Below are 13,935 nucleotides of genomic sequence, written 5' to 3' on the forward strand. Positions count from 1 at the left end.
TTATACACAAATATTAGACATCCCTCTAGATGAAAAAGAAAAAGCACAGCACACTCCAAAGGAGCGTACTGTACTTATCCGCGAGCTTCTATTTGTCTTACGATGCACGAACTGGTTTGCGATTTGTAACAACTTCTGTTTCTTCTTCCGCTTGGCCTACACGTTTGATAAAGAAGGAAAGCACCAAGCCAACAACTCCGATTCCAATAATAACGAGATAAGAATCATTAATACCCTGAATCGATGCTTCTTTAATCATTTCTTTCGTAGCGGTCGCTGCTTTACCTGTCGTCATGATCTCGATGAGATGAGATTTCGTTCTAGTTGTCATAACGGTAATCAATAGTGCCGTACCAACGCCACCCGCCACTTGCTTGATGGTATTGGATATCGCCGTACCATGCGCATTCAGCCTTGCAGGCAATTGATTGAGTCCCGCCGTCGTGATCGGCATTAAGAATAGGGCCATACCGAAACGTCGTCCTGTGGACATGAGAACTAGGTACGTATAACTTGTAGAATCCGTCAAATTGATGAAGCCAAGTGTCGTAATAATCGTAATGACCATACCGATAATGGACAACCATTTTGCTCCGAATTTATCGAAAAGCTTACCAGCTATTGGCATCATCAAGCCCATGAGCAGTGCGCCAGGGAGCATAAGGATACCTGATTCCAACGCGGTATAGCCGCGAGCATTTTGCAAATACAACGGAAGCAGCATCATATCCGCATACATGACCATTGTTACTGCGATGTTGATTAAAGTGGTCAAGGTAAACATGTTGTGTTTAAACGCTCTAAGATCTAATAGTGGTTCTTTGATAACGAGTTGACGCCATGTAAATAGAATTAAGGCAACTACACCAACAATGATAGATACGATAACTTCCGCACTGGACCAGCCTTTGCCACCAGCACTGCTGAAGCCGTAAAGAAGGAAACCGAATCCGACGGTTGAAAGAATGGCACCCCACGTATCAATTTTGGGATACTGACGTTCAGAAACATTTTTGAGATAGATAAAAGCAACAGCAATAACTACAACAACAATAGGGATGATACCATAGAAAAGAGTACRCCACGAATAATGTTCTAAAATATAACCAGCAAGAGCAGGGCCGACTGCAGGGGCAAAAATGATTGCCAATCCAACCATGCCCATAGCTCCTCCACGCTTATCTGCAGGGAAGATCGTCAAAATAACATTCATCAGAAGCGGCATGATAATACCTGCCCCAGCTGCTTGAATCAGACGACCCGTCAACAACACCTCAAAGCCTGGCGCCACGGCTGATACAATGGTACCAATGAGGAAAATAATCATGGACGCTTGGAACAGCTCCCGCGTCGTAAAGCGTTGCATCAGGAACGCTGTGATCGGAATCAAAACACCGTTAACCAACATATAACCAGTGGTCAACCATTGTCCTGTTGAAGCGGCAATATTGAACTCGACCATGAGTGGCGGCAAGGCAACGCTCATAATCGTCTGATTCAAAACAGCGATGAATGCCCCCAGAATCATAACAAATAATAGGGGACCTTTCTTAATAGAACTAGGATCAAATGCTGCAATTTTACTCATTTCACATATTCCTTTCAAATTCAATTTCTAACTAATTGACAATGTGTTGTATAATAAACTTGATGTAAATAGTATTATAGTCATCAATCCTTATGTTCACAAGCAACAGCTTTTTTATAAATGTTTATTAGTTAACAGTTTTTTATTAATGTGTCGTCTACTCTATACATAATCCACAAATATTGCAGGAATTGTCGTCTATCCTTAGGTAAGAAGGAAGTGATTAATTATGTCAACAAAAGTACAACGAACTGATCCTCGTGTGGTTCGTACGAGGCTTTTGATCCGAGAAGCATTCATTGAATTACTTCAAGAGCTTGAAGTTGAGAAAATAACCGTGAATCGCATTGCGGAGCGAGCGACGATCAATCGCGTCACCTTCTATCTTCATTATCGAGATATTCCAGATATGATTGATAAGTTAGCAGATGAGATGATCCATGAAATCCATGAGATTTTGCATGAAGCTCCGAACTTGAAAGGTTTTAACATGCAGATCATCATCAACATACTCGAACATATCGCGGTGAACTCGAAATTTTACAAGATCTTGCTAGCTTCCAAGCGGATTCCCGTGTTCACAGAACGACTCATGAAGCTCATCTCTGACTATATCACTAGTCGCATAGATAAGTTGGAAACATCCTCCACTTTGAACGTCCAGAAAGATATCGCAATCTGGTACGGCTCCTCTGCCATCATTGGTACGATTGTCTTCTGGCTCCGCAATGATTTGCCCTACACGCCAGTATTCTTGGCTGCACAGCTCGCTGAGCTTCTGCATTTGCCTAAACCCGAATAGTCCATCATTCATCCGGGCATATTATTTGGCAGACACATTAACAGCAGTTTGTAAAAACAAAAGGAGCGAACCAAAAATCTGTTCGCTCCCCTGCATGCAACCTCGTTACTTCTTCATCGTTTTATAAGCATCGCTAATCTCTTTGTCGTAATCTTTTCCTCCGGCTCTTTCCCATGCGCCAAGCATCTCCGCATACGTCTTCTCGAAATCCGTAGAAATAATCACTTTGGAAACCCCTTCATACAGGCTCTTCTCGATGGTTGCAACGGTCTTCTGAGCTACAGGTCGAGGTGAGTCGATCACCGTGTTCGGTTTGCCGAATTTCTTGAAAATATCATAATAGGTTACGAATGAATTGGCATACTCTTCTCGCTGCTTCTCATCCGGAAGTGAAAGGGCTACTGACTTAATGAGTTGCTCTTTGTTTAATGCGGGTCCCCCTTGTTGAACAATAGCAAGGTCTCCCGCCAGAGATACCCATGTAGTTTTCTTATTCAGTTCAGGATCAATCTGGACTTTAACGCCACCGTCATCCTTCCAGTTCACTCCCTCAATTCCGCTTTGTACGGTCGCAAGGTTCTTCGGTTGAACCATCCAGTTCAGATACTTCAAGACAGCATCCGGATTCTTGCTGGATTTCGGAACTGCGACAAGCATAGAGTAATCCGATACCTTTGACATAAGCTGAGTTCCGTCCGGACGTTTAAATGGTTCTACAGGTACCCAATTGGCTGTTGGGACCGATTTGCGTGTGGCCACATTCAGGTTCCACGGTGTGTCATTGGAATCTACGAAGCCGGCAACACCACTATTAACCTGTTGCGTAAATTGCTGAGAGTTCACATCCGTGACAAATTCCTTGGAAATCAGCCCCTCTTTGTACACTTTGTTCATCCATTGGTAATAGGCTTTTCCTTCAGGTGTAGCAACGGAAGAGGTGAAGACACCATTCTTATAGTTGCCATCTGGTGCATAGAACTGGTTACTCGGGCCGTCCATATTGACGCCGAAGCCAAACATCGGACCATAGTAGAATGCTTTCATGGATTGGTTGATGGCAGGGAGCGCCCATGGGATTACTTTGTCTTTCCCTACATTGCCTGGGTCTTTCTCTTTAAAGGCTTTCAGTACCTGATATAATTCTTCGTTCGTAGTCGGATTCTTCATCCCTAGCGCATCAAGCCAGTCTTTACGAATCTTCATGTTGGGGCCGGAGTACGTGTTCGCCTTCAGGGCAGGAATCGCGTACCGCTTACCTTTGTACATGCCCACTTGGTCAAGCGCTAGTTTGTTATTCTTAATCAAGTCTGGATACTTGGCTAGATAGGAATCCAGCTCCCATAATCCGCCTTGTTCCGCGTATTTGAAGATCGTATCCATGGAGTAGGTTAGAATAATGTCAGGTGCTTCACCGGAAGCCATCCATACGTTCAGTTTCTCCGATTCCTGCGCTCTAGGCAGGGAGACGAATTCCACATCGAGACCAACCTTCTTCGTTTCATCAATGACATATTTAATAATCGGGTTATTGCCTAGATTTTGCCCCTCTGGCGCATTCGCGCGGTCCCACAATGTGACACGGATTTTGGCTGGTTTTTCAGGTTCCTTGCTTGGTGTTGTTGTGTTACTGCCACTAGGTGAAGTTGTTGCTGTGCTTCCGCCCTCATCTTTGTTGGAGCAAGCAACCAAGAAACCCGAAAGCATGAGCATAACAGCCATACTTCCTAATACCCCTTTTTTAAGTACCTTTACCATAACGCTTCCTCCCTAGTATGAAATTTCAGGCCTACTCGTTGAACTGGGATTTCACCCATATCTGGTTGGGAATGCATGTAACTTAAAGCGCTTGCATTGTAAATATAGGCTCTTTCCTTATGCGATTCTATTCGATAATTTTGACATTTTAATAGTTTTTTTGTTATTCACCTTTGAGCTTCATCCTTTAACTGATCCGAGGAACGACCCCTTCACAAAATACTTTTGCAGAAAAGGGTAGACGATGAGAATTGGAACCGTGGCAAAGACAATTGTGGCTCCCTTCAGAGACTCCTCAATGACGTTGAGATTATCCAACGATTGCATCGTTTCCAATGAAGTATCCATTTGGGCAAGCAGCAGTATGTTCCTGAGTTTCACCTGTAACGTATAGAGCGCCGAATCGTCGATGTACAGGACGGCTGCAAAATAGGCGTTCCAATGGCCGACCGCATAAAACAGGCTTATCGTTGCCAATACGGCACCGGATAGGGGAAGCACGACCTGTGCTAAGTAACGCAAATTGCCACAGCCGTCCATGACGGCCGCCTCACGCAGCTCTTCAGGGAGATCCTGAAAAAAGGATTTCATGATAATAACGTTAAACGCGCTGATTAATCCTGGTAGCATCAACGCCCATAAGCTGTTCAACAGCCCTAGCGACTTGATCAACAAGTAGCTGGGAATCATACCGCCGCTGAAAACCATGGTCACAATCATGAAATTCATAAAATATTTGCGTCCCTTCAAGTCCTTCCTGGAGAGAGGATAAGCCGTTGTAATCGAGAATAGCATGTTAAGAGCAGTACCGACCACCGTAATATAGATGGTTACCCCTAACGATCTGATGATATTGGAATCTGTGACGACCGATTTCATCGCATCAAGCTGAAATTCGACAGGCCAAAGCACAACTTTACCCGTCTGTATGGCGTGGCTGCTGCTGAAGGCATTAGCTAACGTATTAATGAAGGGAAATATACATATGAAAGTAAATAGGATCAGCAGGGTATAATTAAAAATGTTAAAACTTACATCCCATCCCGAGTACTTGCCGAATAAGCTGCGTCTATTCCCATGTTTGTGTGCAGTAGCCTCCATATCTCTACTCTCCTACTCATTCGAATTTTACCAAAGTCCTTCTTTACCCAGACGCTTGGCAAAATAATTCGCACCAAGCACAAGAATAAGATTAATAATGGATTGCGACATCCCGATGGCCGTCGTAATTCCGAATTGCCCCTGTTTAATCCCCGAGGAGTACACGTATGTGCTAATGACCTCCGAAATATTCGTAACAACAGGATTCTGCAAGGCAAAAGGATGCTCGAAACCGATGGATACCATATGACCGATATTGAGAATCAACAGGATAATCACAGTCGGCATAATGCCTGGCAGCGTAATATGTACGATTTTTTTCCATCTGCCTGCACCATCCATAACTGCTGCTTCGTACAAAGAAGGATCGATCATCGTCATCGCTGCAAGATAAATAATCGTTCCCCATCCCGCTCCTGCCCATACGCTGGACAACGTGTAGATGATGACCCACCAGGTCTCCTCGATCATGAAATAGATCTCTTCCATCCCAAGGAATCTCATCATACTATTGACGATCCCATATTTCGGGGAAAGCAGATTATAAATAATCCCGCCCATGATGACCCAAGACATAAAGTGTGGCAAATACAGAAGCGATTGCGATATTTTCTTGAAATATTTCGCCCTGATTTCATTCAGCATTAGCGCCAGAATAATCGGTGCTGGAAATCCAACAATAAGGCCTAGAACGTTAAGCAGCAGGGTATTGCGGACGATCCGATAGAAATCCTGAATCTGTAGCATCTCTTTGAAATGGTGCAGCCCTATCCAATCCGAATCGAAGATCCCTTTGAAGATGTTATAATCCTTAAAAGCGACGACAAGCCCGAACATCGGAATATAACAAAAAACAAAGAAGAAGATAATGCCTGGGACAAGCAGTAAGTACAAATCGTAATTTTTGAACAGCTCTTTTGTAAAAGCGTTTCTTGGTTTACTGTCCGTCTGTGCAATTACATGGCGTTTATGTGATTGTACTTCCACATCCTTGCTCCTTTCTCCAAATACGAAACCCCTTAATTGAAAGCGTTTTCTATTCAGTTAAAATAATTCGCTGCACAGCCTATTCTTCTAGGTATGTTGCAAGTGTACTCGCTTTTGAAAATGATTGACATGCTAGAAATTTTACTTTTTATTAGTTTTCTTTACTTCATCTTTATATCTCTTGCTCTCGGTCAATCGATCAATAATTCATACATGCCCTGTAAGCAGATTTCGGCATGCTGCATCATATCGTCAATAAAGATGAACTCGTCTGCTTGATGCACGTGGGTATCGACGCCACCAGGTAGCCCTGCACCGAATGCGACACCATTGTTCCGCATTTTACGGGCATAGGTGCCAGCGCCCATACGCAGCAGCACGGCTTCATCTCCAGTGATTTTCTTGTAAGCGCGGCTTAACCGGACAATGACCGGATGGGTCTCTGGCACATAAACGGGAAGCAGATGTCGCGTCAACTCAATATGGATGCCATCCTTGCCCGCTAGACCGTCAACCGCAGATAATATACCAGCGCCGTCATGGCTGACTGGATACCGAATATTACACAGTGCTTCCGCACGATGGAGATCACAGGAAATGGTGCGCAAATATACGACCAGTGCGCCTGAGAAGCTATCGCTACAAGCGATACCGAGCGACTGCCCGCCTTTCTCCGCACCAATCTTACTATTGAGGAAGTGCAAGAGGCTGTCCCAATTGGTAGTCATTCCTTGTCCACTTAGGAAAGCAACCATGTTTGCGATAGCATTTCGCGATCCTGTTGGACTGTCAGCCAGAAACTCGCTTCCTGCTGTTAACACCAAACCGCCATCCTCGTCGTATGCGACCGACATATTCACCTGAATGTTGATCGCAGCGTGAAAATTTGCCACCTGGCTATCGGTAAGCTGCGCCAGAGAAAGCGAAGCCGTGCACGTCTCCGGAATGAGTGTAAGCATGTTACCACCCTTCAGAGACAAGATCGTCAGCTGCGGTTTCGTGGAAGACAATTCTTGTTCACTGGAGAACACCACGTTCATACTGCCCATTTCCACATTGAAAATTGGGTAGCCAGCATCAGGCGCAAATGCCATTGCTGGAAGCTGTTCCCTCTCGAAATAGTAGTCGAGGTCTTTCATGCCACTCTCCTCATTCGTACCAAAGATCAATCGGAGACGGCGATTGCCGGTAATGCCTAGATCCATCAGCGTTTTCAGCGCATAGAGAGCAACTACGGCTGGTCCTTTGTTATCGGATGCACCTCTTCCGATGATCTTGCCATTCTCAATGACGCCGCCAAACGCCGGGAACGTCCATCCCTCTCCTTCTTCTACTGTATCCAGATGAACAAGCACGGCAGCGATCTCCTCGCCTTGTCCGTATTCGGCATGACCTGCATACCCGTCCACATTAGTCACTTCGAACCCTAACGATTCAGCCAGGCTGAGCATATATTGCAAAGCACGATCAACGCCAGCCCCGAACGGTTTTCCCGGCTCTGGGGTGGCCATGACGCTTCTTATTTGTACGAGTTCAGAAATACCAGCCGTGATTGCATCCCGATATTTGTGGATTTCGTTCCCAATAATCATAGGTTTACCTCCCACCTTCCCACATTCGCTTCCAACGGTTAGTCGACATGATGAAGGCTTTCCACCAACATCAGCAATGTCATCGATTGCCCATAGGGCATCGGACATATCGGGATTTCGCGATAGAACTGTAGCGTACGCCCCATGCGCGTACCGTAAGATACGCCGTGAACGGCTCCTTTTACGTCAACCTTATTCATGACCGCCTGCAATGCCTTCAACCCGACTTCTTTGTAAACTTCGCTGATATAGCCTTTGCGAACTGCCTTTAGAATGCCGTATGCAAAACCTGCAGTTGCTGAGGTCTCCTCGTAGGATGTCGGATCGTTCAGCAATGTCGTCCACATCCCGCTCGGTCTTTGCAGCTCAGTCAGCTTCTGAATCTGACGTTCTAGCGAAGAAAGCAAGAATACTTCCACACCTAGCGGTATCTTGACGATATCTAAGTAGTCGACCAACCCAGCCGTGTACCACGCATTACCGCGACCCCAGAGCGCTTCCGCGAAATTATGACCCTCCATGAAACTCCAGCCATGGAAAAACAGTCCCGTTTTCTTGTCCGTCAAATACTTCAGATGGACGAGGAATTGACGGATACTTTCTTGTACATAGTGATCCTTGGTCAACAAAATGCCCATCCGGCCCATGAACAGCGCTGTCATATAGAGCGTATCGTCCCACAACTCGCCTTCGTTCGCGTTATCGATCGTCTCGTGCGTGATCCCAAACTCAGGCGTGCGGGGCATCTCATCGGCCGCATAACTAACCCACTCTTCACATATCCGCAAATACTCTGGATTACGCGTTTCTTCGTACAAGTAGCTTAGCGTAAGCAATGGACACATCGTGTTGACATTCTTCGGTGGCAGCCCCTCACGAATCCGACTGTCGAACCAATCGGTTAAATACGTAAACACATCACGATTCTGGGTTTCCTTGTAATACAAATAGAGGGAGAACAAACCGACTCCCTGGGACCAATCCCATTTATCCATCGTAATGATGCTGATTGGGGTGTCTTCCTGGATCGTTGCCTCCAGATTTTTCATTCCGCTAATGACTTTATGAATCAAAATCTCTATCTCTTGCCGCTGTATTTGCGCGATAGTCACGGTAAGCACCTCCTAGTACGCACTATAAAGTGCTTGTAACCATAATGTATCGCACACGTCCAGCAGTTTACATACGAGAATCTTACCCTTTTATTAGATTTCTTTACCTCTGTTCTTGTATTCTTTGGGTGATTGACCTTCAAGCCTCTTGAAAACCTGATAGAAATAGGCGTATTCCTTATAGCCTACCATTTCTCCTACTTCATTCACCTTATTTTTGGGATCCATCAGCAGACGCTTGGCGGTTTCAATTCGAGCCTTAGAGACAAGGTCTACGAAATTAATACCGGTTTCTGTACGCAGCAACCTGCTTAGATAACTGGAGCTCAGACCAAAATGTTCAGCAGTTGACGTCAAGTTGATGGTATCGGCGATATGACTGTTGATATAATCGATAACCTTTTTGACAACAAGGGAATACACCTTTTCCCCGCCTTCAAGCTTCTTTTTGACTGTCCCAATAAACGTTGTGAGGTAGGTAGAAGCTTCCTTCATACTCGTCAGTCGGTAAACATCCTCGAGTATTTGGTCGATGCTTTTACCAAGACCGAACTCATCCCCGGTTACGCGGAAATAGTAGCGTGCCACTGCAAGACAAACTTCAGAGAGCAAGCCCTTCACGACAAGAATATTGCCTTCACTATAGGCGGTAATTTGTTGTAGAAAACGCTCCAAATAAGCCATCACATCTTCGCTGGATTTGTCCTCCAACATTTGGTTGAACTGCTCCAAATCCTGAATAATCGAATATTTCCCCAGTTCCTTCTCTGGCTGGCTATGATCCGGGAATAACACACTTTCCTCCATCCGGAAAAAGCTTGAATCCATAATCAAAGAAGCTTCCCGGAAAGCTTCCGGCAGCTCAAGAAGTGATTTATACACGGAACTAACCGCGATATGACAGGAAACCTGCTCCCTTACATGGGCTATATCAATAAACTCGTTGCAGAAGCTCTGCAGCTTCATTCTGAACTCCCTCTGCGACAATACCTTAGGGAACAGACATACAAATATAAGATCGTTATTCCGCAGAGACTCAATAACATAGAAATCACGCTTTGCAGTCAACTCATGCGCTTGTTCGGATAGGCGGAGCTGCATCTGCTGCTTAACCTTGACAGCGTTCGCTGCACTAGACGGATCCCTTCTATTAGCTGTACGGACAATTTGCACAACGTATCGGCTACACAGGATATCGAGTTTCTTCACCTGTTCCTGCATATCGTCTGTTCCTGTAATCAAATCACCGATCAGTTTGCTTCTAAGCGAGGGCATGGCATCGATATGCTGCTTCTCCAACTCGACGAAAGCAGATGTAATCTTGACCGTGTGCTCATTCTCTCTGCGCTTGTTATCGATCTCTACGACAGCCCCCCCGATTACTCGGCTTAGCTCTTCGTAGTTAATCGGTTTGACGATAAAATCAAATACACCGAGTCGAACAGCCCTCTTCGCATATTCAAAATCCTGATAGCCAGTAATTAGGATTGTTTTGGCCAAAGGAAAGTCCGTACTCATCTCTTCAGCTAAATCGAGCCCGCTTAAGCCGGGCATTTTGATGTCCGTCACGAGAATATCTGGCTGCAGCTCCCTGATTAAACGTTTACCCTCCATGCCATCCTCCGCTTGACCGACTACGGTGCAATTCAGCTTATCCCAGGCGATCGTTTGCACAATTGCTTGCCGGATCAGCGGCTTATCGTCTATCACCACTACTTTGTATGTCATCTGGAGCCCTCCTCCGTTAGGATTGGAAGACGAATCCGAATCGTTGTCCCCTGATCCATTTCACTCATAATGCTTAAGCCGTATGCTTCTCCAAATAAGATTTGAATGCGCTTGTGCACACTGATGATCCCGACGTTCGTATGCTTATCCTTCTGTTTCAGTTTCGAGTGCTCTGGTGGGTCCAGCAAGTGTTCCTTCGTTTCTTCATCGATGCCTACGCCGTTATCGGACACTTCAAGATACAGAACGTCTTCCTTCATCCAGCAGCCGATACTGACAATTCCTTTACCTACCTTCTCTTCAATGCCATGCTTGATCGAGTTTTCTACGAGTGGCTGCAGAATGAACTTAGGAACCCTAAAGGCCATCAGGCTCGTGTCAAAATAATAATTGACCTCTATTCGATTGCCATAAATGATTTGGTGAATAGATAAATAACTCCTAATGAAGTCCACTTCTTCCTGCAGGTAGATAATATCCCCCTTCTTGCTGATACTCTCTCGCAGCAGCTTTCCGAGAAGGTAGATCATTTCACTGACTTGTTCGTCGCCACGCAGCTTGGCTAAGCTATGAATCGACTCCAATGTATTATAGAGAAAATGGGGATCAATCTGGGCCTGCAGCGCTTTATATTCGAACTGCAGCGTGCGATACTCCGCTTTTTGCTTAAGCAGCTTCTCCTCATAGACGGAATGGATTAACTCGCTAATCTTCTGAGCCATCGAATTGAATTTCTCCGCTAGCAGCCCTACTTCATCTCTGCTTCTGGGAACGATGACCTTATGGGTGAAGTCCACAGAGAAGTGGGTCATGCTCTGGAGCAGCAGTCGAACGTTTCCAGTGATGTTTCTAGAAATGATCACCGCTAGGATGAACGCTAGGAGTAGCGAGACGAGAATGGTGCTTAATGTCCACAATTTGATAACTTCTGTGCCACGTGTTAATTCGTTAACAGCGATGACTTGGATAATCATCCACTTGTCATAGGGTGTTGAAATTATAGTAGAAATGTACGTCTGCCCTTCAAATTGAAAACCCTGATTGAGACTGGGCTTCTGAGCGTACATCTTGTTTTCGATAAAATAGCGGGTCGGCTCGGAAACAAGCCTGTCAAACATCAGCGGTTCCAATCCCTCATTCAGGATGACGATGTTCCCCTTCGTAAGTTCGTCCACATTCGTGTAGATGCTGCCGATCAGATTAATGTCCACACCAACGATAATAATGCCCACATAACGGCTAGACGTGACATCATATACAGCCTTCTCCATGAAGATGACGTTGCTATTTCCCGGAACCCAGGAAGTGCGGCCACGCTGATCTTTAATCTTCTCGATATCCAGATTCATCAGGTCTTTGTTGTAGTTTTGAGTTGCACTGCGTTCGAACCCGTAGGGGTTACCTGCCGTATCGACGATCATAACCGACAAATAATAATCTTTGGAAAACACTAAATCTTTCATAAACTCACTAATGACCTTATTTTTGATATACAAATCGGATTCACTTGCATCTTCGGAAATACCTAGCGTCGTATTCAGCGTGGAATTACGGAATTGTTGGAATACATGCTCCTCGATGTCCTTGGTCCGTTTCTCGAGGTTAATCCCTATTTGTTCAATTAAATATTGAGAATAAACGGACGTATTCTGTTTAATTACACTGACAGAAACATAGTAATTAACGAAGCTAATCATAAGCACCGTTAATAAGATCATAACGGTGAAGGACAGCAGAAACTTCGTACGCAGCTTCAAATTCAGAAATTTGGAAATGACAGTAGACAAACACTTCACCTGCATTCTGATGGAATGGCAAGTGCGTGAGCCAGCAGCTCACGCACGTATTGTTAGCATTATAAACCTTTCCACGGTAATCGGCTATGGATTGCGTGCATTAATACTTATCGTAATTGAGTTCCATTGTTGCAAATCCACAGAACTCTGGAAAGCTGTGCAGCACTTTGTTAATCTCATCCTGGCTATAGCCCATTTTGCGAAGATGCATCTGTTTGACTGTTTCAGCGGCATTCTGTGCAGAGATGAAATCCTCCATATGCTCGAATAGCTTCGCACCCCATTTCTGCCCGAATCCAACATGAAGACGCTCGTCGGCGATATCATATTCGGATTGGATAGATGATAAGGGATCACCGTGCTTCATGAAGGCAGCAATCGACTTCCGTTTCTTAATGAAGGAACAGGGCTCCATAACCATGGTCAGACTGGAATAAAACTCTGGAAACACCTGCTTCATCGTTTCCGGCGTCGGCGCTGTGGATGGATGCCAAGAGAAATCCTCCGTGCGATAGCCCATCTGCTTTAATCGTCGAACCCCCATTTGACTATGACGGACCTCATCCCACGTATGCCGTGCTACATCCAGGTAGAAATCGACTGGCATTTTCTGCACGCCGTAGTACAGATAGGTCAGGCTTTCCACTGCCGACATTTCACTGGCATTGATGAAGATCATATGTTTCAAGCTGTCGTAAGTGGGAGATTTCGGATCGAACATCGCGCTTTTATATTTCGTCAGATCGACATGCGGATACTTCGGATCGTTAGCAGGCTTCAGTGGAATCGGGCCCGCTGGCTCGAGAACCGGATGGTCTGGCCAATCGATCTTTTTCTTCGACGATGATTGTTCGAGCACCTTCCATACCTGATCGATATAACCTAACCAACTATGATACGCATCACGTTTCTCTTGATCTTCAACATAAGCAAACTTCACGTAAGGAATGCCCCAGGAAATCATCTGTTCCTTATCTATCTCGATATATCGCAGTTTATCAAACGTCGGTCCGTCCAGGATCGGATCGAGCGTTTCATGAAATGTGGTATACTGCTCATAAAGTTTCTGAACGATGAACTTATAACCCGCAGCAAATTCAATCAGTCCTCCCGCTTGCGTAATACGCTGGCAAGCTTCTTGGAGGCCACTCGGCGTCCATGCTTTATCATTGATATCCGCGCCAGGCAACTCGCTGATCCGTTCACGCAGATGGACCATATGCTGCGTGTGCAGGTACGACAATCGCACAAGCTCCCCCTTCAGTTCCCAGTCTGGCACAGACGAGACCCATCCCATCGTCATTCGGGACAGCTCGAACTCTAACCAGAAGCACATCTTAAGCAATTTTGCGGTATCTATCGGTCGCAGCAGCGAGCCTCTATACGAAGATGCAGCTTCAAGGAAGCTGTAATCCGTTACGTCCACTTCAATTCTCTTCGCCATTGATGTTAACCCCCATAAGAAGAAATGACT

At 45.3% G+C, this 13,935-nt stretch carries 10 protein-coding genes; 1 reads left to right on the forward strand and 9 read right to left on the reverse strand.

Features of this window, described 5'->3' with window-relative positions; translation table 11 throughout:
- Positions 1-97: 97 nt before the first annotated feature.
- Complete coding sequence (locus tag AB4114_RS28290) at positions 98-1,588, reverse strand: DHA2 family efflux MFS transporter permease subunit (RefSeq protein WP_441991468.1); 1,491 nt, start codon at positions 1,586-1,588, stop codon at positions 98-100.
- 229 nt (positions 1,589-1,817) lie between these two features.
- Between AB4114_RS28290 and AB4114_RS28295 the strand changes: the two genes are divergently transcribed.
- A complete protein-coding gene (locus AB4114_RS28295; protein WP_441991469.1) occupies positions 1,818-2,390 on the forward strand; it encodes a TetR/AcrR family transcriptional regulator in 573 nt (190 codons plus the stop codon).
- A 105-nt stretch (positions 2,391-2,495) separates the two neighbouring features.
- On the opposite strand, the gene AB4114_RS28300 is transcribed toward AB4114_RS28295, so the two are convergent.
- From AB4114_RS28300 to AB4114_RS28335, 8 genes are all read right to left on the reverse strand, one after another.
- A complete protein-coding gene (locus AB4114_RS28300; protein ID WP_441991470.1) occupies positions 2,496-4,145 on the reverse strand; it encodes an extracellular solute-binding protein in 1,650 nt (549 codons plus the stop codon).
- A gap of 180 nt (positions 4,146-4,325) precedes the next feature.
- A complete protein-coding gene (locus AB4114_RS28305; protein WP_441991471.1) occupies positions 4,326-5,246 on the reverse strand; it encodes a carbohydrate ABC transporter permease in 921 nt (306 codons plus the stop codon).
- Between the two features lie 27 nt (positions 5,247-5,273).
- Complete coding sequence (locus AB4114_RS28310) at positions 5,274-6,233, reverse strand: ABC transporter permease (RefSeq protein ID WP_441991472.1); 960 nt, start codon at positions 6,231-6,233, stop codon at positions 5,274-5,276.
- 191 nt (positions 6,234-6,424) lie between these two features.
- Positions 6,425-7,825 (reverse strand): Sapep family Mn(2+)-dependent dipeptidase, encoded by a 1,401-nt coding sequence (locus AB4114_RS28315; RefSeq protein WP_441991473.1) that lies wholly within the window; start codon positions 7,823-7,825, stop codon positions 6,425-6,427.
- 38 nt (positions 7,826-7,863) lie between these two features.
- Positions 7,864-8,937: a beta-galactosidase BglB gene (gene bglB / locus AB4114_RS28320; RefSeq protein ID WP_441991474.1), complete on the reverse strand. Its 1,074-nt coding sequence runs from the start codon at positions 8,935-8,937 to the stop codon at positions 7,864-7,866.
- A 93-nt stretch (positions 8,938-9,030) separates the two neighbouring features.
- The gene (locus AB4114_RS28325; protein ID WP_441991475.1) at positions 9,031-10,665 is read right to left on the reverse strand and encodes a response regulator transcription factor; all 1,635 of its coding nucleotides are present in this window, start codon (positions 10,663-10,665) and stop codon (positions 9,031-9,033) included.
- The gene (locus tag AB4114_RS28330) at positions 10,662-12,452 is read right to left on the reverse strand and encodes a histidine kinase (RefSeq protein ID WP_441991476.1); all 1,791 of its coding nucleotides are present in this window, start codon (positions 12,450-12,452) and stop codon (positions 10,662-10,664) included. The genes AB4114_RS28325 and AB4114_RS28330 overlap by 4 nt, the downstream gene beginning before the upstream one ends.
- Positions 12,453-12,561: 109 nt before the next feature.
- Positions 12,562-13,905: a DUF455 family protein gene (locus AB4114_RS28335; protein ID WP_441991477.1), complete on the reverse strand. Its 1,344-nt coding sequence runs from the start codon at positions 13,903-13,905 to the stop codon at positions 12,562-12,564.
- Between the last annotated feature and the right edge of the window lie 30 nt (positions 13,906-13,935).

It is taken from the genome of Paenibacillus sp. 2RAB27, assembly GCF_052115445.1.
Lineage (GTDB): Bacteria > Bacillota > Bacilli > Paenibacillales > NBRC-103111 > Paenibacillus_E.

What these genes read in the sequence shown, in the direction of transcription:
- AB4114_RS28295 (WP_441991469.1), top strand. Translation starts at nt 1,818, where the DNA reads ATGTCAACAAAAGTACAACGAACTGATCCTCGTGTGGTTCGTACGAGG.
- AB4114_RS28300 (WP_441991470.1), bottom strand. Translation starts at nt 4,145, where the DNA reads ATGGTAAAGGTACTTAAAAAAGGGGTATTAGGAAGTATGGCTGTTATG.
- AB4114_RS28305 (WP_441991471.1), bottom strand. Translation starts at nt 5,246, where the DNA reads ATGGAGGCTACTGCACACAAACATGGGAATAGACGCAGCTTATTCGGC.
- AB4114_RS28315 (WP_441991473.1), bottom strand. Translation starts at nt 7,825, where the DNA reads ATGATTATTGGGAACGAAATCCACAAATATCGGGATGCAATCACGGCT.
- AB4114_RS28325 (WP_441991475.1), bottom strand. Translation starts at nt 10,665, where the DNA reads ATGACATACAAAGTAGTGGTGATAGACGATAAGCCGCTGATCCGGCAA.
- AB4114_RS28335 (WP_441991477.1), bottom strand. Translation starts at nt 13,905, where the DNA reads ATGGCGAAGAGAATTGAAGTGGACGTAACGGATTACAGCTTCCTTGAA.